This window comes from Ferdinandcohnia sp. GQ5 (genome assembly GCF_059759275.1).
The window spans coordinates 1-22,778 of the sequence record NZ_JCAXEW010000017.1 but is presented as its reverse complement, the minus strand read 5'-3'; the positions used below and the strand labels follow the sequence as shown (position 1 = coordinate 22,778).

General features: G+C 37.0%; 23 protein-coding genes and 1 other RNA gene. 6 read left to right on the top strand and 18 right to left on the bottom strand.

Annotated elements, in window-relative coordinates:
- Nucleotides 1–3: 3 nt before the first annotated feature.
- The 11 genes from AC6CHV_RS19120 to AC6CHV_RS19070 form a co-directional block, all read right to left on the bottom strand.
- Nucleotides 4–1,929 carry a helicase C-terminal domain-containing protein gene (locus AC6CHV_RS19120; RefSeq protein ID WP_121449677.1) on the bottom strand — a complete coding sequence of 642 codons (1,926 nt, stop codon included), beginning with the start codon at nucleotides 1,927–1,929 and terminating at the stop codon, nucleotides 4–6.
- Between the two features lie 309 nt (nucleotides 1,930–2,238).
- A complete protein-coding gene (locus tag AC6CHV_RS19115) occupies nucleotides 2,239–2,424 on the bottom strand; it encodes a DUF3921 family protein (protein WP_121449676.1) in 186 nt (61 codons plus the stop codon).
- 94 nt (nucleotides 2,425–2,518) lie between these two features.
- On the bottom strand, nucleotides 2,519–3,661 hold the full coding sequence (locus AC6CHV_RS19110; protein WP_341331082.1) for a THUMP domain-containing class I SAM-dependent RNA methyltransferase: 1,143 nt from the start codon (nucleotides 3,659–3,661) through the stop codon (nucleotides 2,519–2,521).
- Between the two features lie 171 nt (nucleotides 3,662–3,832).
- An RNA gene (gene rnpB / locus AC6CHV_RS19105) (RNase P RNA component class B) lies at nucleotides 3,833–4,228 on the bottom strand.
- Between the two features lie 100 nt (nucleotides 4,229–4,328).
- Nucleotides 4,329–4,628, bottom strand: coding sequence for a cell division regulator GpsB (gene gpsB / locus AC6CHV_RS19100; protein ID WP_121449674.1), 300 nt, complete (start codon nucleotides 4,626–4,628; stop codon nucleotides 4,329–4,331).
- An 87-nt stretch (nucleotides 4,629–4,715) separates the two neighbouring features.
- Nucleotides 4,716–5,276, bottom strand: a complete 561-nt coding sequence (locus AC6CHV_RS19095; RefSeq protein WP_121449673.1) for an SLOG family protein — start codon at nucleotides 5,274–5,276, stop codon at nucleotides 4,716–4,718.
- Between the two features lie 116 nt (nucleotides 5,277–5,392).
- Nucleotides 5,393–5,629 (bottom strand): CotD family spore coat protein, encoded by a 237-nt coding sequence (locus tag AC6CHV_RS19090; RefSeq protein WP_121449672.1) that lies wholly within the window; start codon nucleotides 5,627–5,629, stop codon nucleotides 5,393–5,395.
- Between the two features lie 518 nt (nucleotides 5,630–6,147).
- Nucleotides 6,148–7,410, bottom strand: a complete 1,263-nt coding sequence (locus AC6CHV_RS19085; RefSeq protein ID WP_121449671.1) for a ribonuclease H-like domain-containing protein — start codon at nucleotides 7,408–7,410, stop codon at nucleotides 6,148–6,150.
- A gap of 13 nt (nucleotides 7,411–7,423) precedes the next feature.
- Nucleotides 7,424–9,706 (bottom strand): DEAD/DEAH box helicase, encoded by a 2,283-nt coding sequence (locus tag AC6CHV_RS19080; protein WP_121449670.1) that lies wholly within the window; start codon nucleotides 9,704–9,706, stop codon nucleotides 7,424–7,426.
- Nucleotides 9,707–9,827: 121 nt separating this feature from the next.
- Nucleotides 9,828–11,270, bottom strand: a complete 1,443-nt coding sequence (locus AC6CHV_RS19075; protein WP_121449669.1) for a protein adenylyltransferase SelO family protein — start codon at nucleotides 11,268–11,270, stop codon at nucleotides 9,828–9,830.
- 41 nt (nucleotides 11,271–11,311) lie between these two features.
- Entirely contained in the window at nucleotides 11,312–12,184 is an 873-nt protein-coding gene (locus AC6CHV_RS19070; RefSeq protein ID WP_121449668.1) for a TetR family transcriptional regulator, read from the bottom strand.
- Between the two features lie 154 nt (nucleotides 12,185–12,338).
- Between AC6CHV_RS19070 and AC6CHV_RS19065 the strand changes: the two genes are divergently transcribed.
- Nucleotides 12,339–13,844: a DHA2 family efflux MFS transporter permease subunit gene (locus tag AC6CHV_RS19065; RefSeq protein ID WP_121449667.1), complete on the top strand. Its 1,506-nt coding sequence runs from the start codon at nucleotides 12,339–12,341 to the stop codon at nucleotides 13,842–13,844.
- A gap of 106 nt (nucleotides 13,845–13,950) precedes the next feature.
- Here AC6CHV_RS19065 and AC6CHV_RS19060 read toward each other — a convergent pair whose 3' ends face one another.
- The 7 genes from AC6CHV_RS19060 to AC6CHV_RS19030 all read right to left on the bottom strand — a co-directional run bounded on the left by AC6CHV_RS19060 (nucleotide 13,951) and on the right by AC6CHV_RS19030 (nucleotide 20,506).
- Nucleotides 13,951–14,151 (bottom strand): cold-shock protein, encoded by a 201-nt coding sequence (locus AC6CHV_RS19060; protein WP_099351638.1) that lies wholly within the window; start codon nucleotides 14,149–14,151, stop codon nucleotides 13,951–13,953.
- Nucleotides 14,152–14,281: 130 nt separating this feature from the next.
- On the bottom strand, nucleotides 14,282–14,488 hold the full coding sequence (locus AC6CHV_RS19055; RefSeq protein ID WP_121449666.1) for a cold-inducible protein YdjO-related protein: 207 nt from the start codon (nucleotides 14,486–14,488) through the stop codon (nucleotides 14,282–14,284).
- Nucleotides 14,489–14,864: 376 nt separating this feature from the next.
- Entirely contained in the window at nucleotides 14,865–15,821 is a 957-nt protein-coding gene (locus AC6CHV_RS19050; protein WP_121449665.1) for an oligopeptide/dipeptide ABC transporter ATP-binding protein, read from the bottom strand.
- Nucleotides 15,822–15,835: 14 nt separating this feature from the next.
- Nucleotides 15,836–16,834: an ABC transporter ATP-binding protein gene (locus AC6CHV_RS19045; RefSeq protein WP_341331081.1), complete on the bottom strand. Its 999-nt coding sequence runs from the start codon at nucleotides 16,832–16,834 to the stop codon at nucleotides 15,836–15,838.
- Between the two features lie 34 nt (nucleotides 16,835–16,868).
- Nucleotides 16,869–17,798 carry an ABC transporter permease gene (locus AC6CHV_RS19040; RefSeq protein WP_440274864.1) on the bottom strand — a complete coding sequence of 310 codons (930 nt, stop codon included), beginning with the start codon at nucleotides 17,796–17,798 and terminating at the stop codon, nucleotides 16,869–16,871.
- A complete protein-coding gene (locus AC6CHV_RS19035; protein ID WP_341331079.1) occupies nucleotides 17,795–18,724 on the bottom strand; it encodes an ABC transporter permease in 930 nt (309 codons plus the stop codon). Before AC6CHV_RS19035 ends, AC6CHV_RS19040 begins: the two co-directional genes overlap by 4 nt.
- A gap of 96 nt (nucleotides 18,725–18,820) precedes the next feature.
- Nucleotides 18,821–20,506, bottom strand: a complete 1,686-nt coding sequence (locus AC6CHV_RS19030; protein ID WP_341331078.1) for a peptide ABC transporter substrate-binding protein — start codon at nucleotides 20,504–20,506, stop codon at nucleotides 18,821–18,823.
- A 242-nt stretch (nucleotides 20,507–20,748) separates the two neighbouring features.
- Between AC6CHV_RS19030 and AC6CHV_RS19025 the strand changes: the two genes are divergently transcribed.
- The 5 genes from AC6CHV_RS19025 to AC6CHV_RS19005 all read left to right on the top strand — a co-directional run bounded on the left by AC6CHV_RS19025 (nucleotide 20,749) and on the right by AC6CHV_RS19005 (nucleotide 22,754).
- Nucleotides 20,749–21,444 (top strand): Crp/Fnr family transcriptional regulator, encoded by a 696-nt coding sequence (locus AC6CHV_RS19025; protein WP_341331077.1) that lies wholly within the window; start codon nucleotides 20,749–20,751, stop codon nucleotides 21,442–21,444.
- A 118-nt stretch (nucleotides 21,445–21,562) separates the two neighbouring features.
- Nucleotides 21,563–22,042: an Hsp20/alpha crystallin family protein gene (locus AC6CHV_RS19020; RefSeq protein WP_341331076.1), complete on the top strand. Its 480-nt coding sequence runs from the start codon at nucleotides 21,563–21,565 to the stop codon at nucleotides 22,040–22,042.
- A gap of 66 nt (nucleotides 22,043–22,108) precedes the next feature.
- On the top strand, nucleotides 22,109–22,309 hold the full coding sequence (locus AC6CHV_RS19015; protein WP_341331075.1) for a hypothetical protein: 201 nt from the start codon (nucleotides 22,109–22,111) through the stop codon (nucleotides 22,307–22,309).
- A 38-nt stretch (nucleotides 22,310–22,347) separates the two neighbouring features.
- Nucleotides 22,348–22,596, top strand: a complete 249-nt coding sequence (locus tag AC6CHV_RS19010; RefSeq protein ID WP_121449657.1) for a sigma-G-dependent sporulation-specific acid-soluble spore protein CsgA — start codon at nucleotides 22,348–22,350, stop codon at nucleotides 22,594–22,596.
- Nucleotides 22,597–22,610: 14 nt separating this feature from the next.
- Nucleotides 22,611–22,754, top strand: coding sequence for a hypothetical protein (locus AC6CHV_RS19005; protein ID WP_341331074.1), 144 nt, complete (start codon nucleotides 22,611–22,613; stop codon nucleotides 22,752–22,754).
- Nucleotides 22,755–22,778: the final 24 nt, after the last annotated feature.

Genomic DNA, 22,778 nt, shown 5'->3' with positions numbered 1-22,778 from the left:
CCATTAATATGTTTCTGTTGGCAGTACATTTTTAATTTTATTTAAAACCTCGATAGAAACTTGGTTATCAACAAAAATACTAACCGTACCTGTATCTTCACTTGACCGAATTAATCGACCAATTCCTTGTCTCAATCTCAGAAGCATATATGGTAAATCAACTTGCTCAAAGGAATGTTCTGCTCCTTTTCGTTTTGCCTGGAAAACCGGGTCATTTGGTGGAAATGGTAATGACCAAATGATGACATTGGATAAAGAAGGACCTGGGATATCGAGACCTTCCCACAAGGAAACTGAGCAAAGGATACTTTGTTCAGTGTTTTGGAATTTAGAAACCAATCCACTGATTTCTTGATCCCCTTCAAAGAGAAACTCATATTTTTCAGTCCTACAGTTCTCTTTAAATCTCTGGAGTTCTTCCTTTGAATTAAATAAAAGCAAAGCCCTGCCTTCTGATTTTTCGATATCATTCCATGCAAAATCCACTTTCGATTGGAATACATCCTCGTTAATATTGAACTTAGGCATTTGGATCTTCATCTGAGTTTCATAGTCAAATGGTGATTCCACCGAAAATGATTGATAGTTTTTGATTCCCAGACTATTCGCAATATAGTCAAACGATTTATCTTCAGATAATGTTGCAGAAGAAAAGATAAATGGAATCTGTTTCGAAAATACGTTCTCCGCTAAGATCGTTTCTACTGCTTGGGGCATTATGACAAGCGTATCACTCTCACTATCTGCCTCAACCCACGTAATCGCATCATTCTCTTCACCGAAAAGCTTTAATGAATATTCCAATTGGTCTAAGTACTCATCTACAATATGTAATTCATATTGGTCAATTGTATACGTTTCTGCTTCAAAAACAAGGTTATTGCCAATCTCAACAATCATTTGATGCAGTTTCTTCGCAGCGGCAACTAATTGTACTGTCCGCTTAATTTCCATTCGCTCAGAGCCTTCGACTGCTTTGCTATTTTCTTGGAGACTTCTGTAAAACTGCTCATTTTGTTCGATTGTATCCTCAATTAATTGTGCAAATTCTTCACGAATATCATTACCTAATAATCTTGTTAACAGTGATTCCAAAGTGGTTTCTTGGATACGGTAGGTTAATGCTTTTTGTGCAGAGTATTCAAGTAAGTGGCCTTCATCAAAAACCACACAGCTGCTATCCGGTAAAAACGGAAGCTGTCCTTCTCTTTTGCGCGCTTCCATTGTCCACACATGCTCCATATAAAAGTCATGTGAGCAGACAATTAAATCAACGGCCTTGCGATAATGTTCTCTAGAAAGTGTAAGCCCACACCGATGTCTTAACTCACAAGAAAAGCAGTCCTGAAAGCTATCCCATGCGACACTTTTCCACTCTTCATCTGCAAGATCAGGATATGTTTTTCTGTCCCCGTAATGATGAAAAGCTTGCATGGTAGAATGATTATGTACAAAATCTGGTAGTTCGTTATAGATTCTTGCGATTTTTTCATTAGATGTCCGACGAGTAGCATGATCTAATTTTCGAATGCATAAATACTGATCCTGTGCTTTTGCGAGTCGAACATCAATATTCAAATCTAATGCATCCGCTATTTTTGCAATATCTCCTTCAGGCTTAACAAGCTGTTCAATTAATGACTCATCAGCACATGAGATAATTGCCGGCTTTCTCATATATCTGGCATAACAAATAGCATATAAAAGATAAACAATTGTTTTTCCTGTGCCTACACCAGCTTCTGCAAAGACAATTGATTTATCCTTAAACGCCCTTTCTAGTTGAAATGCCATAAAAATTTGCTCATCGCGGAGCTCAAAACCTTTTTCTGGAAGGACGTCATAAAAAACATCGCCAATCCACTCATTTAATTTATCAAAGAAATTTTCATTTCTGGAAATTTCAAAGGGTAACCCTTCTCCAATCATATGTAAAAACCCCCAAAACCAACAAGATCAAAATGCGCCTTGCGTATTTACGCCCATATTTTTTAGGCCCACACGAGGTGGGTCACAAAGACGTTGCCACAGGAAGTGGCGTTCTTAGTCTTTGATCCTATACTCGAAAACTTTCTTTTAAAATCTGTGGCATACGCCGGAGGCTTTAATTATTCAGCCAATGTTTAATTATCTACTAGTAAATGTGGGAAGTCAATATTTTTAGGTGGCACATGAAGTCTAGAACTAGAAAAATTAATAAAATAAAAACCCGCAATAGCGAGTTTTTATTTTATTCCATTATTCATTCTTATATCGTAAATAATCAACGTCTATGGAAGTTGAATGAGACATGGCATGAAGAAGGTCGTTTTTTGCTTTGACAATGGATTTAAGTGGATCCATCTCTTCTCCGACTTCATTTTGAAGTGCCCGATATGTATCATTCAGCGCATCTTGAATTTTCTTAAAGTCTATATAATTCATTATTCATTCACTCCTGGTAATTTTGTAGACACCAATAGAGTATATGTCCTTAGGATTGGAACTATTCATGAATTACTAGAAATAACGAAAATCTTTATTGATTTCTTGGCGGTCTTTTTCCCCAATACTGATAATAGTCTGTACGAATAAACCCGTTAAACAATTTACGTTTTTTTGTTGCAGGCTTGCCATATAATTGCTCAAATTCTGGATGTGAAGTTAACATATAGACTGACCAAGTATCATAGGTACGGAGTACTTCTCCCATGCTGCGGTACATTTCTTCAACAGCTTTCTTTTCACCAAGTCTTTCTCCATATGGCGGATTTCCGACGATCACACCATATTCTTTAGTCGTTGTAAAATCCTTAACCTGCATTTGTTTAAAGTTGATGATATCTCCGAAACCAGCCTCATCTGAGTTATCCTTTGCTATTTGAATCATTCTATGGTCGATATCAAATCCGCTAATATCAAGTGGCTGATCATATTTTGCTAAATCTTCTACCTCTTGTCGTGCTTCATCCCATCTGTTTTTACCAATCCAATCCCACTCTTCAGATACAAAATCTCGGTTAAAACCAGGTGCAATGTTTTGACCGATTAACGCTGCCTCAATTGGAATCGTTCCTGAGCCGCAAAATGGATCAACAAAGGGTTTATCTGGTGTCCAATTGGTAAGCTTGACTAGTGTCGCTGCAAGTGTTTCTTTTAATGGCGCTTCCCCTTGATCAGCACGGTAACCACGTTTATGGAGTCCAACTCCACTACAATCGATTGTTAACGTGGCAACATCTTTCAGTAAAGCGACTTCAATCCGATATAATGGTCCAGTTTCCTCAAACCAACCAGATGTTTTACGATAATGCCTTTTGAGGCTGTCAACAACCGCTTTTTTTACGATGCTTTGGCAATCTGAGACACTAAAAAGCTTTGATTTTACTGATTTTCCTATAACAGGAAATTCCGCATTTTCTGGAATAATGTCCCCCCAATTAAGGGCTTTGGTCTTTTCAAATAATTCATCAAAGGTTGTGGCCTTGAATTCTCCAACCTTTAGCTTTATACGGTCTGCTGTCCTAAGCCATAAATTACTCCGGCATATTGCTTGTTCATCAGCGTCGAATGTAATTTTGCCGTTTTCAACCGTGCATTCATAACCTAAATCCCGCACTTCTTTGGCAACAATCGATTCTATTCCCATTGCTGCTGTTGCAATAAGTGTTACTTTTCCCATTACGTTCACCCTAACTATGTACATTATGTATAGTAAAAGAATAAAGAAACTCACAGTGTAAAGCAAGAAATGCTATTAAATATCGTCAAAAAATGAACGAAAGCATACAAAAAGCTCTTCAATTCTGAAGAGCTTTGCTTCTTTATTCGTATGATCGTTTAATTAATAACGTTCTGTAAGCCATGTTTTGTTCCTTCGTACTTCAGTCGGCAAAACGAATGCCTCGTACTCCGGTGGTAATCATCTATCTACAGACGTTTGTACGCCTGTCCTTCTCCTTGTTCATTTCCAAAAGAGAAAGTGCCCCTACCATAATTTGGGTTTCTCGCTCGTGGGGTTTACCTCGTTCCACTCCTGTAATTTCTTACAGGACTTCGTCACTGTGGCACTTTAAAGGTAGTCAAACCATATCCTAATGGACTTAGGTTTTTTCCCTGCCGTTAGCAAAGTTCAATACTTTAGCTACCCTAGCTTATTTTTTCGCTAGGCACGAACACTACGGACATCTCAGTCCGTGCGAGCATGGACTTTCCTCTGCAGGTTACCCTGCAGCGATTACCCGAACGTTATTAATGTGTGCAAAAAATAGTATAGTGGAAAAACATTAATATTGCAAGTATTACAAACTGGCAATTTTTTCCTTAATCATAAAATCAGTAAACCATAGTCAGTCGTATAATTTACTACCAAAAACATGTTTTTCAAGATTAGATAACCGTTTTAAAATATCAAAATTAGTTGTTCCCGTTTGTGCCTGTGGCTGTTTCTTATAAGAATCTTCTAGCTGACGCTTCAAACGGAGGTTTTCTTGTTGAAGTTCTTCAATTTCTTGGTAAAACACTTCATAGTCCTTAATAATAACATCTAAAAATTTATCAACTTCTTCTTGTTTATAGCCTTTCATGCCTGTTTTAAATTCTTTTTCAAGTATTTGTGTCGCACTTAATTTAATTTTATCTGATATCATATCAATCACCTCGATACACTTTCCCCATTATTCCTAAACCTATTTTTTCAAAAAATTCGTGTATTGTCAATTTAAATGGTGTAACCATTAGTAGTCATTATTCGCGAATTGTTCTTCTTCCACGATTGCCTGAAGGTCATAAGCGTTTATTGTAATAAGTTGATAATCTTCATATTCAGCTTTCTTTTTTGCATCTGCATAGATATAACGAGGACTACCATCCTTTTCCTCGTCATAAAAAATTAATAATGCATCGCTCTTATCAAGAAAAAAAGCATTTTTTAAGCGAAATTGTGATGGATTATCATATTTTCGATTTGTGATGCTGTTTACATAGTCGGCTTGCGACAAAATAAGCTGATAAAATTCTTTGTTTGTTTCATTCCATTTTTCTTCTTGTTCAAGAAATGGAGTAATGACAGCAAGTCTCAGGTCAGGATATTCCTCTTGAAGCTCGAATGTAATTTCGGCAGCCCAAAGCTCAACACCAAGTTGACCGCTTATAATAACCCATTCTAGTCCGTCTTCAATTAAGGGGATCAGTTGCTTCTTAAGGGCTAGTTTAATATATTTGATTCCCGGATGATCTTGTCCAAAGATCCCAAGTTCAAATGGTTTATAGCCTGTGATTGCAACAACCTTTACCATGTCAACACTCCTTTACATCGAATGAATTTTTCTAAAGTATGTAAAACAGGAACCATGAAAGTTCCTGTTAGATTGACTTCTTATACGACATTTTTATATTGCGTTTTATTTTTGAATTATCTTCCCATAAATGGTCCTGGTGGTCTTGGTCCACAATTAAAGTGTTGATTCGTTACCTCATTCGCAACAGATTCTGTGTGTGGGAAATAATGCATATGTTGATACATATGATGATTTACATGTTGCGTATGTGAAGGATGAATATGTGGAACAATTGTTTTACAGCAATGATGTTGGACACAGCATTTAGTTGGATGAACAATAGGTTGCATTACGTTTGTTGGACAATACATTTTATTTATCTCCTTTCCTTCATCTGTCTTACATTAATAGCCTATGAAGGAATGGATAGTCATGTACTAATCAAAACACCTATTTTTAGAAGAAGTTTATAAACTGTTGTGAATTTAACGAATCAATTTTCAGTGTTCCACTTAAAACATAATCGCGATCCGTAACTCAAAGCTGCGCCGCCCTGATAATCTCGGTCATCTTCTTTCTTATTTAAATTACCAATTTTCTGTAAAAGTTTAAATCGTTCTCTTCTTATTAGAAAAAGGCATACGAGCCTTCTTTTATTCCAGTTAATACGATTACAGTTATTACAAGTACAAAAAAGTACAGAAATAAAATTTTCTTATACATACATTTCTCTCTCCATCTAAAATAATATTTCCTTTACACAAAACACTATTTTACATGGTATTACAAAGTTCTACAATGACAAATGAAGGAAGTTTACAAATCTTCATAAAATCGACAAATAAAGCGCGAAAAAGCACTAAATTTGCGCTTACCTGGGCAATATTTTCTATTTTTTTTGAAGTTTCCTGGTTATTCTTGAAAGTCGTTTTTGAAACTCATTTTCAATCTTTTCATTTTTTGTCTTATTGCGTGGATCGCTGATTTCTTTCCATTTCAAATAGCCATTATTTGCAATATCCAAAGCGAATTTATAATCCTTTGTATAATGTTCATAATATTTCGCCAACTCTATACTTGCTAGAACAGAATCATGGTCTGCCCCATTTTCATATACTTCACCAAATAACTCTATCGCTTCCTCAAGCTTTTTTTCCTTTTTAAATATTAACGCTAATGCAAGCTTTGCCTTCATTTCTTTCTCTGAGTCCACGTCAACAACCTGTCTATATAGTTCCTGTGCCTTAGAGGTCTCCCCAAGTGCCTCTAACCATCTCGCAACTTCGTATTTATCAGTCGTATATTTATTCTTTTCGTCAAGAATAACAGCACCAGATAAGTGAATATAAAGGGTTAAGAGCGATAAAATATCGATTTCATTATGGCGCATCACTCCAAAAATCCCATCAGGCACCTGATTTTCGACAAAATCAAAATAAAGAATCGGTGCTAAATAACCCGGTACGTCCCCATCACGCTGGATTTCAAGAATTTCTTTTTCAACATTTGAAAGTCTTACAGAATCGAGTTTGTTCTTCCATAATCTTCTTGCTGCATGATATAAATCAAAATGCCCAAATTCTGGAAGTTTCGGAAGTGCATTACGAATTAATGTATGCCTAGTTTTCACCTGTGGCCAATCGAATGATTTTCCGTTATAAGTCACAAGGGTTGTGTAGTCAACACTTGAAAGAAAACTTTGGTAAAGAGCTACCTCACTACCTGGGTTAGGTAAAAAATGTTGCGTGAGAACAACGCGATCTTCTTGAACCCTAGCGTGTCCTAATAGAAAGATAGTATTGCCCGTCCCCCCACCTAGTCCAGTTGTTTCAGTGTCAAAGAAAAATAAATCAGAAACTTGATGTCCTTTTGCAGACAATGGATGATTCAATTCAGAATTATTCCAGAGCTCAATTACATCGTATAATTTAGAAAAAGAATACAAGCCATGCTGAAAATTCAGTGGATACTCTATTTTACGAACCATACAATAGGTACCATCAAAATAAAAGGGCTCTGCTCCAAACTCTTTCCACTTATCTAAATAAGGAATTTCCTCCAAATGTAAAGACAGATCTTCCGGCTTTTGCTTTACCACTTCTTCTTTCACAATATGATTTTTTAATCGATTTAATTTCCCTTTAATCGACATTACCATGTCCCCTTTAAAGTTTTGAACCTTGTTTTAGCTTTGTAATTAAAGTAAGTGCATCAAATTTTGCTCGTTCATTTAGCACATCCGTACCAATACAAGAGGGACAACCTGATTCACACGAACATCTTCCAATTAATTCTTCAGATTCATTGAGGAGATTTTCCATAACCTCATAGACTTTTTCACTCAAACCAATTCCTCCTGGATAACGGTCATAAAGAAAGATTGTCGGCTGCTCATTGTGAACAGCTTTCACTTGGGGGACTACATGTAAGTCTGAAGGGTCACACATGGTCATCAATGGTGCAACATGTCTTAAGACATTAGCGACACCAACTAATCCTTCTTCAATCCTTTGATCACTTATGCCTTCAAGCTCTGATTTTTTCAAGCTAATCCAAGCTGAAGAAGTATGTAGTTCCTCTTCGGGTAAATGAATCGGCCCAGAACCGATATTTTCATGTGTTTCAAATTTTATTTTCTTAAAGATTGTTGCCATTGCTTGAACGGAAACATCCCCATAGCCAATTTCGACAGATTCTTCTGAGCGTTCTTTATCAACCTCAAGAACGCGAAGACTTACTGCTAAGTTGGCATCTGTAAAATAATCAACATCTACTTCCCTAACAAATGCTTTCTTTTCTTCCCAATCGAGCTTTTCAACTTGGTATTGAACACCTTGATGTAAATAAATAGCTTCATCATGTAGTAAAGTCATTGCACTAAAGCGGTCCATTTCACCAATGACCTTGACTGCAGCAATATCTGTTTGATCAATAATGACAACATTTTCTTGCGATGCAGAACGAAGGCTAATATTGTGGGCTGGAAATGAATCGTTCATCCAATACCATTTGTCACCATTCTGATGAAGAATTCTTTCTTCGGTTAAAAACTCTAGAATATCTTCCAGATCAAGTTCACCGAATGTATCACCTGTTTTAAATGGTAATTCATAGGCAGCGCATTTAATATGATCAATTAAGATCACAAGATTATTTGGATTAATTCGAGCTGTCTCAGGATTTCTACTAAAAAAGTATTCTGGGTTTTGAATCATATATTGGTCCAATGGATTGGAACTAGCCACCATAAAAATTACGGCTTCTCCTTGCCGACGACCAGCACGACCTGCTTGTTGCCACGCACTAGCAATTGTTCCAGGGTAGCCTGTCATAATACAAACTTGAAGCTGTCCAATATCCACACCTAATTCGAGTGCATTTGTACTGATTACTCCGTAAATGTCTCCATTTCGAAGACCTTGTTCAATATCACGACGTTGCTTCGGTAAATAGCCACCACGATAACCACGGATCGCTTTCGGTCCAAGCTTATGTTTAACAAGTTCTTGTAAATACGTTAGGATGATTTCCACCCTCACTCTACTTCGTGCAAAAACGATGGTTTGAATTTTATTTTTTAAAAATTCACTGGCTAATTTTCGCACCTCGAGTGTCGCACTTCTCCGAATATTGAGTGGTTTATTGACGATGGGTGGGTTGTAAAAAACAAAATGCTTTCTTCCAGTTGGGGCACCATTGTTTTCTATTAACTCCATTTTAGTACCAGTCAAATCTTCTGCAAGTTCTTTCGGATTGGCAATTGTCGCTGATGTACACATAAAAACCGGACTGCTGCCATAAAACTCACAGATCCGCTTTAACCGTCTAATTACATTAGCAACATGGCTTCCGAAAACACCACGGTATGTATGTAGTTCATCGATAACAACATATTTCAGGTTTTCAAACAAGGAAACCCATTTTGTGTGATGTGGGAGAATCGCAGAATGCAGCATATCCGGATTTGTGATAACAATATGTCCAGCTTTTCTTACCTTTTGGCGTATATTTGCCGGTGTATCACCATCATATGTATAACTGTTAATCGCAACTCCCATTTCCTCAATGATTTCATTTAATTCGCTTTTTTGATCCTGTGCTAAAGCTTTTGTAGGAAACAAATAAAGTGCACGTGCCTGGTCATTTTCAACAATTGCCTGTAATACAGGAAGATTATAGCAAAGTGTCTTTCCTGATGCTGTAGGAGTTACAGCGACAAAGTTTCCACCACTTCGTGCAATTTCATAGGCAGAATGTTGGTGGGTGTAAAGTTGATGTATTCCTCTTTTGTCCAACGCTTCTCGTAATCTATTATCTATGGTTCTCGGCATGTCCATTGTTTTAGCAGACGTCGCCTCAATCGTATGCCAGTGTACAATATTTTTCGCGTATTGCGGATTTTCTTTTATTAGATCTATTATTTCATGAATATTTTTTCGAAACTTCATAATCAATCACCTCAGGATTTCTATCTCCTATTGTACAGAATAAACGTTCGTTTTTGAAGTTATTCCTTCTGGTATATTTAAGCATACAAAAAAGCACACCTAAATAAGTGTGCTTTTTATATCAAGTTCCACAAAATGTTTGATATGGCCTATTTGTTGGCTCAGGTGGTTTTGCGTATTCAGCTTGATCAGAGGAGTGAGCAAATGGATCTTTTAATACATTTAACAGTTTCCCCATGACATTATAATCACCATCTGCAGCAGCCTCCAATGCTTCTTCAACACGGTGGTTTCGTGGTATGACAGCAGGATTTGATGTTTTCATTAATTCATTTATCTCAACCTCAGATTTCCCTTGCCTAGATTGTCTTTCCTTCCATTTTTGCTGCCAGCTTTTAAATTTCTCCGAATTACATATTTCAATGCTATCAAGCTTATTGAAGGTTAACGCTACAAATGTGTTCGTGTAATCTAGTTGGTTTGAGTTCATCAGTTCCAATAGGTTTTCAATAAGACTCTTATCTTCTGCCTCTTCATCGAACAAGCCAAGCTTTGCTCTCATCCCGTTTAACCAATTTTCTTCATAAATCCCGATGTATTTTGACATTTCATCCTGCGCTAATTGAAGTGCCTTTTCTTCATTTTCATCTATTAAAGGCAATAAGCATTCTGCAAATCTGGCTAAATTCCAACCACCGATATATGGCTGTTTACCAAATGCATAACGACCTCCCGTGTCGATTGAACTAAAAACGGTGGCTGGATCATAGGTATCCATAAAGGCGCATGGGCCATAATCGATGCTTTCACCACTTATCGTCATATTATCGGTGTTCATGACCCCATGAATAAATCCGACTAATTGCCATTTTGATATCAAAGCGGCTTGGCGATTAATCATCCCTCGTAGTAAAGCAAGGTACCGGTTTTCCTCCTCTTTAATCTCGGGATAATGTCGCTCAATCGTATAATCGGCTAATAATCTTAGTTCATCGATTTTCCCAAGTCCAGCAATAAATTGAAATGTACCCACACGAATATGACTTGATGCCACGCGTGTAAGAACCGCACCTGGTAGAACTGTCTCTCGATAAACCGGTTCTCCTGTCGTAACTACAGCCAAGCTTCGGGTAGTAGGAATACCTAAGCCATGCATCGCTTCACTAATAATATATTCGCGAAGCATTGGCCCAATTGCTGCACGACCATCCCCTCCGCGTGAATAAGGTGTCCGACCTGCACCTTTTAACTGAATATCAAAGCGTTCTCCATCTGGTGTCATCTGTTCACCTAGCAACACCGCACGGCCATCTCCTAGATTTGTAAAATGACCAAATTGATGACCAGCATAGCTTTGCGCAATAGGCTCAGCCCCCTCAGGAATCTTATTCCCAGCAAAGACCTCAACCCCATCTTTCTGCAAAGCATTTACATCTAACCCAAGGAGGTCGGCTAAATACTTGTTTAAGATCACTAGTTCTGGTTCGCGTACAGGAGTAGGATCTGTTTTTGAATACAAATCCTTTGGTAAACGAACATAACTATTGTCAAAATTCCAACCCATTTTATTAGTTGTAATCTCGAACACCCCTTTGTATTTTTATCTTAATGCATCCTTAAGTAATACCAAAGAAAATTTGTAAAAGTATTTACTTCATGTTCAATTTCCGATTGTACGAATGACAGTTGAAATGGTTTTATCAAAGGCTGAAGCACACTTTTCCGAATCCGTTCCCGCTGTAGTTCTGACACAATCGTATCATATAAATCTCGCTGGTCTGTTGTAAAAATTGCTTCCTGCTCGATTTCCTTAGCTAAATCTAAAAGTTCCTGTAAGTTTAGTACCTTTCGATCAATTCTCGCTTGTAAAAAATGAAGAGATGACGAGTCAAGCAAAGTACTGCCATTTTTGACCATAATTGGTATTATTGCCTCCAAATAGGTTAATAGCACCTCTACCGTCTTGTGCATTGGTTGTGTACTATTCGTAATCTTCATTGTAAATGAGATATAATGCATCATCCCATAAAAAAGAATCGAAAGTTCAAACCCATATGGCCTTATATGATCCCCATAAACATCTACAAATCGTCCCGCTAACCATTCCAATTCATGAATCCGGTGATGCATCACCAGTTTTTTCAGTTCTACTTCATTTGAATTTAAAATCGCCTCAAAAATGGTATTGAGGTTACGCTCTCTATTTAATTTGGTTAGTATCGAAATTTGTTCAACTAAAACAACTCGGTCCGTTTCATCTTTTCCAACCTGTAATTCCATACGAATTTGGCTAGCATCATAACGCAATCCTTCTAATAATTCTGCAATACAGTCATTTTTATTCGAGAAATAATTATAAAATGTACCTTTTGAAATATTGGCTTGTTCAATGATATCTTGTATCGAGGTTTGTTGAAATCCTTTCTCTACAAATAACTTCAAAGCAACGTCAGCCACTTTTCTCCTACGTTTATTCATACATCCTCCAACCGTTTCCTTTATATTCCAAGTAAACATTTTATTTACTACTACTAGAACATTATACCTTAAGTATAAATATATTGCACAAATTGAACTGATGGTATAAAATCATCAAGTAAATATTTTATTGAACGAATCGAGGGGAAGATGAATGGAATCTACTTTACAACAAAAAAAACCACCATATTTAATGTTAGCTGTATTATTTATTGGTGCTTTTGTTTCTTTTTTAAATAATTCATTATTAAATGTTGCATTACCATCCATTATGATTGATTTAAAAATCGAAAATTATTCTACTGTACAATGGCTTGCAACTGGATATATGCTGGTTAGCGGTGTATTAATTCCTGCTTCAGCATATTTAATTACACGTTTTTCAAATCGTAGCTTGTTTATTACATCTATGGTCATTTTCGCACTGGGTACTGCAATGGCAGCATTTGCACCTAATTTTGGAGTATTACTTGCTGGCCGTATGGTTCAAGCTGCAGGATCTTCAGTCATGGGACCATTACTAATGAACATCATGCTTGTTAGTTTCCCAGTTGAAAAACGCGGTGCGGCAATGGGTGTTTTTGGCTTGGTTATGATAACAGCACCTGCAATTGGACCTACTTTATCAGGTTATATTGTAGAGCATTACGATTGGCGAGTATTGTTCGAAATGATTTTACCTCTTGCAGTAATCAGCTTAGTCCTTGCTGTATGGAAATCAAAGAATGTGATGGAAGTAAACAAAAACGCGACGATTGATCATTTATCCATTATTCTATCAACAATCGGATTTGGAGGCTTATTATATGGATTCAGCTCCGCAAGCAACGACGGATGGAGCGATACCCTAGTTCTGGCATCATTAATTATTGGTGGCATATCACTCATTGTCTTTATTTTACGTCAACTAAAAATAGATGAACCTGTTCTAGATTTACGAGCTTATAAATATCCAATGTTCGCACTAGCTTCAATCATCTCCATCGTAAACGCGGTAGCGATGTTCTCAGGAATGATTTTAACACCAGCATATGTTCAAAGTGTTCGTGGAATTTCACCATTTGAATCTGGTTTAATGATGTTACCTGGAGCAATCGTTATGGGAATTATGTCCCCGATTACAGGAAAATTATTTGACAAGTTCGGCCCACGTCTTCTTTCAATTTGTGGGTTAATCGTAACAGCAGTTTCAACCTATTTATTATCACAACTGCAAATTGATTCTTCGTACACCTATATCATAACAACATACACTCTTCGTATGTTTGGAATGTCAATGGTCATGATGCCGATTATGACAAACGGATTAAATCAATTGCCTGCACGTTTTTATCCACACGGAACAGCTATCAACAATACAGCTCAACAAGTATCTGGTTCTATTGGAACAGCTGTATTGGTAACGATCATGAATAGCGTGACCAAGTCAGAAGGCGAAAGTCTCATGGCAAATGTTGATCCAACGACATTAACAGAAAGCACTCAAGCTTTACTTGGCCAACAAGCATTACTTGCAGGAATTAATTATTCCTTCCTAGTAGCATTAGGTATTAATATAGTTGCTTTAATATTAGCATTCTTTATTAAACGAGTAGATGTTAGCAACAAGGCTGTTCATGGGGCTGAAACTGTTAAACCAGTTAAAGCCGCTACAAATTAATTTTTCTCCCCTAACATTAGTTAGGGGAGTTTTTTAGTTCGGTTTTTAACAATAAAAAAACAGACTCTATAATAGAATCTGTTTTGAACGGTTTATTTTTGGTTCATTATGCCTTTTGAACATTAGCAGCTTGTGGTCCACGGCTACCTTCTTCGATATCGAACGTAACATCTTGACCTTCTTCTAACGTTTTGAACCCATCACCTTGGATAGCTGAAAAGTGAACGAATACATCGTCTCCACCTTCAACTTCGATAAATCCAAAGCCTTTTTCACTGTTAAACCATTTTACTTTTCCTTGTGCCATATTGTTTCCTCCTATGTAATGCAACAAAAGTTGTTGCAAGGTAATGCATGAATTATTATGTCCATAGAAAAAACATTTTATAACTAAAAAATTTTTTTCTATTTTTTGGTGGAGGAAACAAATAACGTTTTTATGCTAAAAAGCTTTTATTATGGTTGTTGACAACCTGTAATAATCTTGTATTGGTCTCCATCTCTGCTCCACATAATGGACAGGTTGGCTCTTGTGTGCTCTTAAAATTATCTCGTACCCATCCATTACATTCCTCAGATGTGCATTCCCACACCTTCGTTTCCTCAGTAACAATTTCTTCGACTGGTCTTCTTCCAAAAGCCATTCAAATCATCTCCTTTGTTTTGGTTGGCACGAAACTTATAGTAAATTATTGTTTAAAAAGATAAGCGCAAGGCGTTCGTCTATCGGTTACAAGCATAAGATAAGCACTGACAGAAGGTTTTTTTGCCTTCCGAAGCGATTCGCTTAGACCAAAGATCCGATAGCGCCTGGAGCTAGACAATAAAAAAACTTATTATAAAAAGTGTTCTTTGTGCGCTTTTAAACTTGATCAGCGCCACTACGGCTAACTTTGGCTTTAGAGCTTTTTGTTAACGCGAAGCTTCCTTGAGAAACTCCTTATAATAAGCATTACTATTAATTTATCTTAGTTAGTAAATATTATACCACTTTCTACCTATATTTGTAAAACGTAGGTATTAATCATAAAGATGACAAGCTGTGAAATGAGATGGCTTTACTTCCTTCCACTGTGGAACTTCAGTTGAACATCTTTCCATTGCATATTGGCATCTTGTTCGAAACACACAACCAGATGGTGGAGATAACGGGCTGGGTACTTCTCCTTCGAGTACAATTCGTTCACGATTCACTACCGGATCCGGAATTGGCACAGCGGATAATAATGCTTTTGTGTATGGATGTAGTGGTTCATCATAAAGGGACTCACTATTCGTAAACTCAACCATATTTCCTAAGTACATCACAAGAATTCGATCTGAAATATATTTGACCATTGATAAATCATGGGCAATAAATAAATATGTTAAATCCATTTTTTCCTGCAAACTCTTTAACAGATTAACTATTTGCGCCTGAATTGATACATCTAATGCTGAAATTGGTTCATCACAAACAATAAACTTTGGATTTAGAGCCAGTGCCCTGGCAATTCCAATTCGTTGTCTTTGTCCACCGCTAAACTCATGGGGGAATCGATTCGCATGCTCTGGACGAAGACCTACCAATTCTAAAAGTTCCTTCACCCTTTCCTTTCTCTTTTTACCTTTAGCAAGACCGTGGATATCAAGTGGTTCTGCAATAATATCCTCAATTTTCATTCTTGGATTCAAGGATGCATAGGGATCCTGAAAAATAATTTGAACATCTTTGCGAAGCTCCTTCATTTGTCTTGGATTAAACTGATAAATGTTTTTTCCTTCAAACAAGACTTCACCTGCTGTTGGTTCAATTAAGCGAATAATCGTTTTTCCTGCTGTTGATTTTCCGCAGCCACTTTCTCCAACTAGTCCAACTGTTTCTCCTTTATTTATGATTAAATTCAAATCATTAACCGCCTTTAACGGTTTCTTTTGGATAGAAAAGTATTTCTTAACATTTTTTATTTCAAGTAATGCGTTTGATTTCTCTACCACTTTCTTACCCCCCCCTATACATGATTTAAACGATTTTTAGCCATCGGATGATTTAACCAGCATGAACTGTGCTGTGTTGGGCTAACGCCTTCAAAAACTGGTTTATGTTCAGCACAAACTTTCATTGCCATTTCACACCTTGGATAGAATGAGCAGCCCTTAGGTGGGTACAGTAAATCTGGAGGAGTTCCAGTTATGGTGGATAGTTTTTCATGCTTATCCATATCTAGACGAGGTACGGATTTTAACAATCCTTTCGTATACGGATGAGTCGGATTTGAAAAGATCTCCTCGACACTACCAGTTTCAACAATTTCACCTGCATACATCACAACAACCTTACTGCACATTTCCGCTACAACACCAAGGTCATGGGTTATTAAAATAATCGAAGTGTTGGTTTGCTCTTGCAACTTCTTCATCAGTCTTAAAATTTGTGCTTGTATGGTCACATCTAGTGCAGTTGTAGGTTCATCAGCAATTAAAAGTTTCGGCTGACAGGCAAGGGCAATAGCAATCATAACCCGCTGTCTCATCCCACCTGAAAATTCATGTGGATATTGATGAATGCGCTTCTCCGGTTGAGGAATACCCACCATTTCAAGCATGTTTACGGCATACTCAAGTGCTTCTTTTTTTGAAACTTTTCTATGACGAATAATTCCCTCTGCAATTTGCAGCCCGATCCTAGTTGTAGGGTTTAACGATGTCATAGGATCTTGAAAAATCATCCCTACTTCATTTCCTCTAATTTTCTCCATCGCTTTTTCTGATTTTTGAACTAAATTATCTCCATTTAAAAGAATAGAACCATTTTCGATTTTTGCTTGTGGGCTTGGAAGAAGTTTCATAATCGATTTAGCCGTCACACTTTTACCACAGCCCGATTCACCAACAATAGCTATTGCTTCCCCTGTTTCTACTGAAAAGGAAACTCCTCTAACTGCCTTTACCTTTCCTGCACTTGTATCAAACGAAACATGCAAATCATTGATTACTAGTATATTTTCCATCTACTTTCCCCCTCTTCTAATCAATGCAGATATTCTATTTCCGCAATTTTGGATCAAGTGCATCTCTTAAACCATCTCCGAACACATTAAACGCGAACATTGTAAGTGAGATGAGAAAAGCTGGGAAAAATAATTGATAGAAATTCCCGATCAAAATACTGCCTAATGCATCATTCGCCATCGTACCCCAACTTGCCTTCGGAGCAGGAATCCCAAGTCCTAAAAAGCTAAGTGTTGCTTCAGCAAATATTGCAGTTGGAACAGTCAATGTGACATTTACTAAGATTGGCCCCATTGTATTAGGAATCATATGTCTTCTTAAAATCCAGGAGGTTTTTGCTCCCATCGCATTTGCTGCTTGGACGTACTCATACTCCTTGAGTTGAAGCACCTGCCCACGGACCAGCCTTGCCATTGGTATCCAACCTGTTATGGACATTGCAATAATAATTGCCCATAATCCTCTTTCAAGGACGATCATGACTAAAATGACCATAAGGAGATAAGGAATGGCATAAAGCACTTCCGCGATTCTCATCATAATATTATCGACTCTGCCACCGCGAATACCCGAAATACCTCCGTAAATAATCCCTGCTACAAAATCAATCAGAGCAGCCATTAGTCCAATAAATAAAGAAATTCGCGCACCATACCATGCTCGTGTAAACAAATCTCGTCCAGAAGCATCTGTTCCGAACCAATGCTCAGCATTCGGACGTAAGTTCTTTTTTGTAAAATCCTGCTCATAATACGTATATCCGTTTATATGGGGACCAATGATGGCCATGACCCCTATAATAATAATGATTATAAGCCCTAACATTGCTAATTTATTTTCCTTTAGGCGATTCCAAACGTCTCCCCAATAGGAAATACTTGGTCTCGCAATTCTCTCTGCTTCAGCATATTTCTGTTCAACTGGTGTAAACATATCTTCCGTTAGATTTGGTTGATTTTTCATTTGCTCTCCCCCGTTACCTTAATTCTTGGATCTATCCACGTGTAGGCGATATCAACAATCAGAATAAAAAGAATCAGGATGGCAGAATAAAAAATAGTCGAGCCAAGAATAACAGGGTAATCCCGATTAAAAATACTTGTTACAAACATTTCTCCCATACCAGGGATACCAAAGATTTTTTCAATAATAAAACTTCCAGTTACAATATTGGCTATCAAGATTCCTACAATTGTAACGACAGGTAAAATCGCATTTCGAATGGCATGCTTTAAAATAATCGACCCTTTTTTAAGTCCCTTTGCTTTTGCTGTTAAAATATAGTCCTGACTCATAACTTCAAGCATGCTGGATCTCATTAATCTCGCGATAAAGGCCATGGGCATCATCGCAAGTGATAGGGACGGCAATACGGTATGTGACCATGATTTCCATGTTGCAACAGGGAACCATCTTAATTCAACTGCCAGATAATTGATAAGAAAAGTTGCAAGAATAAAGTTCGGTACAGAAATTCCAATGATTGCGAGAATCATAGAGGAGTAATCAGGCCACCTATTTCGATAAAGGGCAGCAATAATTCCGAAAAGCAAGCCAAGTGGAATCGCAATCAGCAAGGCCTGTGTTCCTAAATGTAAGGAAACTGGGAAACCGTTCACGATTAGATCATTCACTGTTAGGGTTGAAGATTTATAAGAAGGCCCAAAATCAAACTGCAAAATAGAAAGTAGATAAAGACCATATTGTACATGTAAAGGTTTGTCCAAATTATAGTAGCTTTGTAGATTATTGTAGACTGCCTCTGGCATCGTTCCCTCTTGGGCAAATGGATTTCCTGGAATACTATGCATAAGAATAAAAGTTAGTGTGACGATCACCCAAAGGGTTACAACTGCTAGGACAATCCGTTTTCCAATATACTTAAGCATGTTATCCCCCTCTTAAATCTAAAGTGCTAGCCTTAGTTTCTATTTTATAAAAATCGGGGTATGCTAATTGCTAGCATACCTCGATTAACCTGATACTTAGTTTGTTATATCCGCATAGATGAACTGAGGATAACTATTAATTGGTGTAAAGATACCAGTTACATGTGGCTTCACAGTAAACGGTTTTGTATAGAAATAGATTGGGACAATCGGCATTTCCTCCATTAAGATCTTTTCAGCATCATGCATTGCCTTCATACGTTCTTCTTGATTCATTGTCGTTTTCGCAAGATTAACTAACTTGTCGTACTCAGCATTACTCCAGTTTGCGTCATTATATGGTCCATCCGTTACCCAAAGGTCCATAAATGTCATTGGGTCTACATAGTCACCAACCCAACCCGCTCTAGAGATTTGATAGTCTCCCGCTTTTTCACGGTCAAGTTTAACCTGGAATTCAACATTCTCTAAAGTAATCTCAACACCAAGGTTTTTGCGCCACATTTCTTGAACAGCTTCAGCTATCATCTTATGCCCTTCTGACGTGTTATAAGTTAATGTTACCGCTGGGAACTTATCGAGGCCCTCTTCAGCCAATCCTTCTTCCATTAACTTTTTCGCCTCATCAATATTTGCTTCAAATAGCTTACCTGTATTTTCTTGGAAGTCCCCTGCAACATCAGGAATTCCAGGTGGTACGACTGAATATGCTGGTGATTGTCCACCTTGTGCAACGTGTTCCACAATTGTTTCACGGTCAATTGCCATTGATAATGCTTTTCTAATCTTTGCATTATTAAATGGCGCCTTCTCCGTGTTTAAATTGTAATAATAAACAGAAAGGTCAGAACCAATTTCAAACTCAGGATTATTTTCAGCTTTTAGCTGACCAATTACATCCTGTGGAAGTGGGTAGACTAAATCCAATTCACCTGATTGATACATTTGCCAAGACGTGTTTTCATCATCAATAATGACAAATTGAACCTCATCTAGATTGATTTTATCTTTCTCGTAATAATTTTCATTTTTTGCAAGCTTCATGCTTTCTTTATGCTTCCACTCTGTTAATTTAAAGGCACCGTTTGAAACGTAGGATTCTGCTTCCTGGTACCAATTTGGATTTGCTTCCTGAACAGCTTTATTAATCGGATAGTACGTATAGAAAGATGTTAAGTCTAAGAAATATGGTGTAGGCTGTGCAAGCTTGACTTCTAACGTCGTATCGTCAACTGCTTTTACACCTACAGCAGCTTCAAGTGCTGCTAGATCAGCACCTTCTTCTGCCGAATTATATGCTTCTCCACCCTCTAAATAATAGAGTTGATAAGCATATGTAGACGCGGTCTCTGGATTCAAAGCGTATTTCCACGCATATTCAAAATCATGAGCGGTAACAGGGTCACCATTTGACCATTTTGCATCACTTCGAAGCTTGAATGTCCAAGTTAACCCATCCTCGCTCGGCTCCCATGATTCTGCCATACCGGCTACGATTTCACCTTCTGGTGTTTTCTTTGTCAATCCTTCAAATGCATGTTCAAGAATCCATGAATCATGAGTTCCTTGTGCAGTACCTGGGTGCAATGAACCAGGCTCCTCATTATTATTAAGGCGCAGAATCTTTGGTCCAGATGATTCCTGTTCGTTTTCTTTACCTTCCTCACTAGGAGTTGATGGCTTTTCTGGTTCATTTGACGTCGATTCACCACTAAAACAACCAGATAAAGCTAAAAAGATAGAAAGCAATAATACCAATCCAACTGAAAGCTTTCTTTTCAAAAAATTGACCCCCTATACTATTTTTTTGAAATCATATGATTTCTACATTAAATCTATAAAAAAAATCATCAAAATATGACACTAGCGATAAATTTCTTTTTATTTTAAGTGATAAGTACTAGTTTTCCTTTCATACTTTAATACAACGACCTTTTAAGCCGATAAAAAGCTTGGAGATGCTTTACCTGTAATCTAGTAGTTTGGTACACTTAAAGTAACAGTAGAGACTTGGAGTGATACAAATGAATCGGATTGAGATAACTGAGGTGTTACAAACGGTACCACTTTTTAAAGAACTAACAAGTAATGAACTTAATGAAATCGTGAACATTGCCCAATACCGGCAGTATAAAAAGGGGTCCCATGTTTTTATGCAAGACGACCCTTTAGAGAATGTTTATTTTATCTACCAAGGAAAAGTAAAAATATATAAAAATGATGTAAATGGAAAAGAACAAATTGTGACTGTCCAAAAGGACGGAGATATGTTCCCACATGTTGGTTTTTTCAGAAAGGGTAACTATCCTGCTTATGCTTTGGTGCTAGAGAATACAAAGGCTGTGGTTATTTCAATTTCTCATTTTGAAAACGTATTGCTACAGCAGCCACAAGTTAGCATCAAGCTCTTCAGGGTATTGGGTGAGAAAATAGTAGACCTTCAAAATCGTCTCGAAGCTCAAATATTAAATAATACATATGAACAAATTATTAAATTAATCATGCGCCTTTGTAAGTCAGATGGCGAGGAGATATCCAATGGTAAAATCATGATTACCACTCAATTTACAAATAAGGATTTAGCCAACATGATTGGTACTACCCGTGAAACAGTGAGCAGAACGTTAACAAAATTAAAGAAAAAAGAAATAGTGGAAGTTGATGAAAAAGGTAACATCATGGTCGATTTAGAAAGCTTAGAGGAAGAACTATTTATTTAAGTATTAAAGAACTGAGCCAAATTTAACTCAGTTCTTTTTTCATGCCCAAAATAAAAACATTTTGATATGTAATGAATATAGTGACAATAGATAATACGTCTAGGGAGGAGAAAAAAGAATGAAAGACGAAAGGTCAAATAAACCAAACCCAAAAGATGAAAATGAAGCATTCGGTCCACTTATGAAATCAATGAATGAGTTCTTTACCCAGCAACCTGTCAAACGACTATTAGATACGATAGACGAATTTTTCGAAAAACCATTCCCGTTCTCAACAATTCCCATTGATATGTATGAAACAGACACTGAGCTAATTGTTTCAGCAGACCTACCAGGAGTCAATAAAGAACAAATTGATATCGAGTACTCGGAAAGGTATATTACGATTACTGTTAACCATGTTGAAGAAATGGAAGAAACCAATGAAAAAAAACATTATTATGTAAAAAAGAATTCTTTCAACAAAGCAAGTCGGACAATTTCGTTACCTTACCCCATAAACACAAACCAAATTAAAGCATCTTATGTAAATGGTGTCTTAAAAATTCGGATCCCAAAGCCAAGAAAACGAAAAATCACAATTGATGAGAGCATGTGAAAATACATGCTCTTTTTTACATACTTTCTATCGAAGATTAGCATGATATGGCTAGGAGGTGTAATTATGGACAAAAAGGCAGGCAACCAAAAGTTACCTGATTTTAAGGAATTAAATGATCGAATCATTGCAGATGCCAGTGATGAACCAATGCTTGTGATTAAGACGAATCTTGACCCTAAGAATGCAACTGAGGAAAACCCGTATTTTAAAGAATCTCAATCAGATAATAGAGAGGAATTTACCTCATTTTTCGAAGAATCCTAATAGAGGATGTTCAAATAATTATGAAATGGTGATTAATCGTGGATAAAACGCTAGGCTATCTAATAGAATCAATTTCAAATTATGGTGATGAGAATAAGACAAGCCGTGCTATTCTTACAAAAATGATAAACAACCAATACGCATCTGAAGAAGCATTTGTAAGAGATTTAGATGAGGAAGAAATCGAATTTTTGAACAAAGTTTTACCTGAAGAAATCAATTACGCGATGGACGAAAAAGATTTTACACGTGTTCATCAACTTAATGAAGTATATGAATTGCTTTAGAAAAGGTGGATAAAATGGGAAACGGATTTACTACGAAACAGTATTCGAATACAAATGTCGAAGAAGTAAAACGATTGAATGCAAATTCTGGATTATCCTATAATGAAGCATTACAGCTTTTGGCAAAGCAGTACAATGAACAAAAGAAACCTAAATAAACCAATATAAAAAGAAAGCTGAAT

Bases quoted from the DNA above. Each gene is read 5' to 3' on its own strand.
- AC6CHV_RS19120 (WP_121449677.1), bottom strand. From the start codon at position 1,929: ATGATTGGAGAAGGGTTACCCTTTGAAATTTCCAGAAATGAAAATTTC.
- AC6CHV_RS19115 (WP_121449676.1), bottom strand. From the start codon at position 2,424: ATGAATTATATAGACTTTAAGAAAATTCAAGATGCGCTGAATGATACA.
- AC6CHV_RS19110 (WP_341331082.1), bottom strand. From the start codon at position 3,661: ATGGGAAAAGTAACACTTATTGCAACAGCAGCAATGGGAATAGAATCG.
- gpsB (WP_121449674.1), bottom strand. From the start codon at position 4,628: ATGATATCAGATAAAATTAAATTAAGTGCGACACAAATACTTGAAAAA.
- AC6CHV_RS19095 (WP_121449673.1), bottom strand. From the start codon at position 5,276: ATGGTAAAGGTTGTTGCAATCACAGGCTATAAACCATTTGAACTTGGG.
- AC6CHV_RS19090 (WP_121449672.1), bottom strand. From the start codon at position 5,629: ATGTATTGTCCAACAAACGTAATGCAACCTATTGTTCATCCAACTAAA.
- AC6CHV_RS19085 (WP_121449671.1), bottom strand. From the start codon at position 7,410: ATGTCGATTAAAGGGAAATTAAATCGATTAAAAAATCATATTGTGAAA.
- AC6CHV_RS19080 (WP_121449670.1), bottom strand. From the start codon at position 9,706: ATGAAGTTTCGAAAAAATATTCATGAAATAATAGATCTAATAAAAGAA.
- AC6CHV_RS19075 (WP_121449669.1), bottom strand. From the start codon at position 11,270: ATGGGTTGGAATTTTGACAATAGTTATGTTCGTTTACCAAAGGATTTG.
- AC6CHV_RS19070 (WP_121449668.1), bottom strand. From the start codon at position 12,184: ATGAATAAACGTAGGAGAAAAGTGGCTGACGTTGCTTTGAAGTTATTT.
- AC6CHV_RS19065 (WP_121449667.1), top strand. From the start codon at position 12,339: ATGGAATCTACTTTACAACAAAAAAAACCACCATATTTAATGTTAGCT.
- AC6CHV_RS19060 (WP_099351638.1), bottom strand. From the start codon at position 14,151: ATGGCACAAGGAAAAGTAAAATGGTTTAACAGTGAAAAAGGCTTTGGA.
- AC6CHV_RS19055 (WP_121449666.1), bottom strand. From the start codon at position 14,488: ATGGCTTTTGGAAGAAGACCAGTCGAAGAAATTGTTACTGAGGAAACG.
- AC6CHV_RS19045 (WP_341331081.1), bottom strand. From the start codon at position 16,834: ATGGAAAATATACTAGTAATCAATGATTTGCATGTTTCGTTTGATACA.
- AC6CHV_RS19040 (WP_440274864.1), bottom strand. From the start codon at position 17,798: ATGAAAAATCAACCAAATCTAACGGAAGATATGTTTACACCAGTTGAA.
- AC6CHV_RS19035 (WP_341331079.1), bottom strand. From the start codon at position 18,724: ATGCTTAAGTATATTGGAAAACGGATTGTCCTAGCAGTTGTAACCCTT.
- AC6CHV_RS19025 (WP_341331077.1), top strand. From the start codon at position 20,749: ATGAATCGGATTGAGATAACTGAGGTGTTACAAACGGTACCACTTTTT.
- AC6CHV_RS19020 (WP_341331076.1), top strand. From the start codon at position 21,563: ATGAAAGACGAAAGGTCAAATAAACCAAACCCAAAAGATGAAAATGAA.
- AC6CHV_RS19015 (WP_341331075.1), top strand. From the start codon at position 22,109: ATGGACAAAAAGGCAGGCAACCAAAAGTTACCTGATTTTAAGGAATTA.
- AC6CHV_RS19005 (WP_341331074.1), top strand. From the start codon at position 22,611: ATGGGAAACGGATTTACTACGAAACAGTATTCGAATACAAATGTCGAA.